Annotated in this window: 3 protein-coding genes; all 3 read right to left on the reverse strand. The window is 58.6% G+C overall.

Annotated elements, in window-relative coordinates:
- Positions 1-77: 77 nt before the first annotated feature.
- Positions 78-1,634 (reverse strand): carboxypeptidase regulatory-like domain-containing protein, encoded by a 1,557-nt coding sequence (locus BQ4888_RS08955; protein WP_170232999.1) that lies wholly within the window; start codon positions 1,632-1,634, stop codon positions 78-80.
- 135 nt (positions 1,635-1,769) lie between these two features.
- Complete coding sequence (locus BQ4888_RS08960; RefSeq protein WP_140396635.1) at positions 1,770-3,239, reverse strand: choice-of-anchor F family protein; 1,470 nt, start codon at positions 3,237-3,239, stop codon at positions 1,770-1,772.
- 490 nt (positions 3,240-3,729) lie between these two features.
- Positions 3,730-5,097 carry a choice-of-anchor F family protein gene (locus BQ4888_RS08965; protein WP_092056571.1) on the reverse strand — a complete coding sequence of 456 codons (1,368 nt, stop codon included), beginning with the start codon at positions 5,095-5,097 and terminating at the stop codon, positions 3,730-3,732.
- Positions 5,098-5,238: the final 141 nt, after the last annotated feature.

Raw genomic sequence — 5,238 nt, forward strand, 5'->3', positions numbered from 1 at the left:
AAATGGACCCTGCCGATCCGGGACTGGAAGGCGGCCCTCAACCGGTTTTCCATCCTGTTCGAAGACAGAATGCCAGCTTACTGATAACCGAAAACCAAACCATTTACACAAAATGATTTACACCGCCGACCCGGCAGCCAGGCGGCGTCGAAGATCATGCCACTGACGAAGGGCTTGAAGGGGAAGAGCCGGGCGTCGCCGCCGGCGCTGCGCCGGTCGGCATAGGCGCCGTAGGGTTGGGCCAGCATCGAGGCGCCGCCATTGAACCAGCGGATGGTCGGGCGGGTGCCGATGGGCAGATATTCGGTGTAGGCATCCCAGTAGCCGGGGTATTCCTGCCCCTCGGTGGTCGGCGCGGTGTCCTCCCATTGCCCGCTGATCGGGTCGAGGGTGAAGGGCGCCCAGGCCCGGCGATGGATGTTACGCGGCTCATCCAGGGAGTGAATGTGGCAGGTCTCGCAGGTGACGTTGGTCAGGTGCTGATTGAGGGCGTCGGCGTTTTCACCGGCGTGGGCGCTGGTGGTATGACAGCCGGAAGCGATGCAGCCGACTTCCACTTCGGGCAGATCGTTGGCGCCACCGTCGGTCACGTAGTTGCCGCGAGCCATGCGGTGTTCGGAGACGACGTGACAGCTGGTGCACTTGAGGCCTCGCGCCGCATGCACATCGGTGGCGGCGGTGAAGGGGGTGGAGCGTTTGTATCCGGACAGGTTGTGCTCGTGGCAGCGCAGGCAGGCCTCGCTGGTGACCGCGCCGCCTGCCGACTGGGCGGTTTTCAGCGAGCGATCCTGGCTGAAGACCTGCATCCCCTCGGGGGTGGTGACCACCTGACGCAGATGCGGCTCGGGGTTGCTGCCATACAGGTCGATGATTTCCTGATGATCCCATTCCTCGCCGTAGACCAGGGCATGACAGTAGAGACAGTCCATGTCGGCGGTCGCCGCGCTGGCGGAAGGATAGTAATAGGGGGGCAGATAGGCGATATGGCAGTTGCCGCAGCCGTCATCCTTGGTGGAAACGCCGTCGACGGGGGAGATCGCCTTGCCGGCGAAGTTGTTGGCCATCATCGTGGTGCCGGGCAGACCGCAGGCGCGGTCAACCATGCCGTGGTTGCCGACGCCGGGCATATCGAGCTTGGGCGTCGGGGTACGGGCCTGGAAGTGGGCGGACATGAAGACCTGCTCGGCGATGGCGCTGCCGTGACAGTTGAGACAGGTCTGGGGACCGTCGTAGCTGCTGATGCGACCGGCGTGGGGCAGGCTGTTGTTGGCCCCGGCGACCAGGGCGAAGTTGACGGTGGTGTTCACGCCGTTGGTCAGGGTGCGGGGGACCGTCTGATCAATATAACCGCCCGCGCTGGCGGTGATCTGGTAGGTGCCGCCGGGCAAGGTCAGGGTATAAAGACCCTTGCTGTTGGTGACGGCGCTGAAAGTTCCGGGATCACCGACGGCGGTGACACCGGCGCCGACGATGATCTTCGTCGTTGCGGCATCGGTGATCTTGCCGGACAACTGGGCTTCCGTGGCGGGGGGAACGGGCTTGGCCGCCCACAGGGGAGAAGCCCACAGAAAAAGAAAAACGAAGAAAAACAAGCCTGACCAGCGGGATAAAGAAACGACTCGTTGCGTATTCATTTGTCTCCCTTTCCGGGAGGCTTCCCGGTGCCCCCACCTGGGGACGACTGACTTAGACCAAGAAATCCTCCCTGACATTTCGCTGTGATGAAAGCGCAAGGGGGAGCCATACGGCTCCCCCTTGCATTCTTTTCATTACCGGCAAAGTTTATTCTTGGCGCAACCGGGGTCGGCGCAGTCGATGAAGCCGTCGCCGTCGTTGTCGAAACCGTCGGCGCAGGTGGTGGACAGCTGCTCGGTTCCGCAACCGCTGATGCCGAGGCAGTCGGAATCGGCGCAGTCGACCTTGCCGTCCTGATCATTATCGATGCCGTCGGTGCAGATCTCGCTTACCGGCGCCGGGCAGATGGGGTCAGCGGAGCAGTCCGAATCAGAGCAGTCGACCAGACCGTCCTTGTCATTATCGATGCCGTCGTCGCAGATCTCAGCGGGGGCGGGTACGACGGTTTCGCTCGGCACCGGATAGAAACGGATGACGAACTGGTTGGGAGTGGGCCACTTGGTATTGTCGCCGATGGTGAGGTAGTAGTTCAGGCCGAGATTGGCCAGGTCTTCGATGGGGCCGGTCAGATAGAGGGGATTGGCCTGCCAGGCGGCAAGGACCTCGGCTGAAACCGGTTTTTTCACCCCATCAGAGGGATAGGGAAGACCATTGGCGTCGAGTCCGGCCTCGCTGCGGTAGGTGACCCACTGGCCTTCGCAATAACCGGTCTCCAGAATCGGGTCGGTGACGACGAAGTTGCCGTCGCAGTTGGCCATCAACGTATTATCGGTGTTGATGTTGTTGTCCTCGTCGTAGAAGTAGGCCCAGGGAACACTCGACAGGTTGTTCCAGTCACCGAAGAGGTTGTAGTAGTTGCTGGTAAGGGGACCGGTATAAATTTCATCCTCCAGGGCATACAAGGGGTAACTGAAGCGGGTCGTCGGATCGAAATAGCCGGTGACCGGATGGTATTTATCGGCGGCGCCGGCCAGGCCTTGGGCAAAGAGGGCGGAAAGGGTTTCGGCATTCTGGGTCGCCGACGAGGTCAGCTTGGTGAAGTAGGCGCCGCGGCTAGTGGAGAAACCGAGGCCGTCCCCCGATCCCGACTTGACGAACTGGCCGTTGACGATGAAGCCGAGTTCGGCGCGGAAGCCTTTCCACTGGATGTCGGTGCCATCGGTCAGTTTCTGCATCGAGTTGTAGATACTGGTCGTGCCGGTAGCGGTGGAGAAATAAACGTCGATCGGCTGGCTGTTGGTCCCTTTCACTTTCCAGCGTTTGCTCGACTGCAGCGGGTCGGAACACATCTTGTCGGAGAAATCGTAGGGATTATAGCCGGTGGTCATGATGCACTTGCCGCCGGTGACGTCATCCTGATTGACGATCTTCATCCCCGGAGCCTTGACGTCCGTTTCCTTCCAGGTGATCACACCGTTGGTCGCGGATTTGTTCACATCGGTGTAGAGGGTGCTGTTATAGGTGACATACTCGGTGTAGGGGCCGGGGGTGACGGTGACGTTGCTCATGTCCCAGCCGGTGATGACGCCGGCCTGGGCGGTTGTGGCGACAAAGAACGACATTCCCAGTACCGCCGCCAGCTTTTTCGCGAAACTTCTCCTCATTTTTTCCTCCTTCTTCTTCCCTTTAAGTTAAGTTCTTGTTCCCTTTCAACTTCCTCTCATTTACCGCTCTTCGAAACAGCATTAAAACTCTTCCAACCTCGCGCCTCTCCTTTCGGCCGACCTCCTTTCCTTATCCATCCATCAACCTATCCGGTGACTGTTCCGGCGACAGGAAAAGCACGATCTCGGCGCCGGTGATCTCAGGGGAAATGCCATCGTTCAAGTTGATTCCCCCTAGAGCAAAGACGGTGCCGAATCGGAATAAAATATTTAAGATGCCGTTTTTAAAGGAGTTATCGATAGGATTAAGACAGACAAACAAAACAAGGTCGCAACCTAAGCTGCGCCCCAAGGGGGAAGAAAATGAGCAAAAAACAGGCAGGGAAAGGCGGGAGGGGTTCCGCAACCACAGTTGACAAAAGCAACGAAAGCTGCGGAATTTTTCAGGGGGAGCCCGAAGACTCCCCCTGAGTAGGCCTACTAGGTCAGGTTAACGGCACAGCTTGTTCTTGGCGCAGCCGGGGTCAGCGCAGTCGATGAAGCCATCGCCGTCGTTGTCGAAACCATCGGCGCAGGTGGTGGAGAGCTGCTCGGTGCCGCAACCGCTGATGCCGAGGCAGTCGGAGTCGGCGCAGTCGACCTTGCCATCCTGATCATTATCGATGCCGTCGGTGCAGATCTCACTCACCGGCGCCGGGCAGATCGGATCGGCGGAACAATCCGAATCGGAACAGTCGACCAGACCGTCTTTATCATTGTCGATACCGTCATTGCAGATTTCCACCGGGGCGGGAGCTTCGGCCGGAACGGGATAGAAACGCATGACGAACTGGTTGGGGGTCGGCCACTTGGTGTTGTCGCCGATGGTGACATAGTAATTCAGCCCGAGGTTGGCCAGGTCATCGATCATCCCGGTCGCATACAGGGCATCATTCTGCCAGGAGGCGACCATATCCTCGGGTATCGCCTTTTTCACGCCGTCGGAAGGATAGGGAACACCATTGGCGTCGAGTCCCGCCTGACTGCGGTAAGTGACCCACTGCCCTTCGCAGTAACCGGCTTCCAGAATCGGATCGGTGACGACAAAGTTGCCATCACAGTTGGCCATCAGGACGTTATCGGTATCGGGATTGGCGTCGTCGTCGTAGAAATAGCCGAAGGGGACACCTTCACTGGGATTCCAGTCCCCAAAGAGATTGGCGTAGTTGGCAGAAAGAGGGCCGGTATAGATTTCATCTTCCAGAGCGTAGAGCGGATAGCTGAAACGGCTGGTCGGGTAGAAATAGCCCGTCGCCGGATGGTACTTGTCGGCCGGGCCGGCCAACCCCTGGGAAAACATGGCCGAAAGGGTTTCTTCCTTCTGCGAATCGGACGATGTCAGCTTAGTAAAATAGGTACCACGCGTTGTGGAAAACCCAAGGCCGTCACCGCCTTTGGACTTGACGAACTGACCGTTGACAATAAAGCCGAGTTCAGTGCGAAAGCCCTTCCACTTTCCGTCGGTGGCGTTGGTCAGCTTCGACAGGTTGCCATAGATGCTGGTGGTGCCGGTGGTGGTGGAAAAATAGACGTCAAGAACATCGCCATTATAGCCTTTGAGCTTCCAGCGCTTGCTCGACTGCAAGGGGTCAGAGCACATCTTGTCGGTAAAGTCGTAGGGGTTGTAGCCCGTGGTCATGATGCACTTGGCGCCGGTGACGTCATCGGCATTGACGATCTTCATCCCCGGAACCTTGACATCCGACTCTTCCCAGGTGATCGCGCCGTTGCTGGCGGACTTGGCGGTATCGGTATAGAGGGTGCTGGCATAGGTGACGCCTTCGATGTACGGTGTGGGGGCAACGGTAACATTGCTCATGTCCCAGCCGTTGAGAGGGTGTAATTTAGTTTGTGTAAATGGCCATTCCGGGGTACACCAGCCCCCCACCCTCTGAGGAGCCCAAATGGCCATCGAAAAAGAACTTCTTGACCGCCTGTTTGCCGATTTCAAGTACACCAA

Source organism: Desulfuromonas acetexigens (assembly GCF_900111775.1).
Lineage (GTDB): Bacteria > Desulfobacterota > Desulfuromonadia > Desulfuromonadales > Trichloromonadaceae > Trichloromonas > Trichloromonas acetexigens.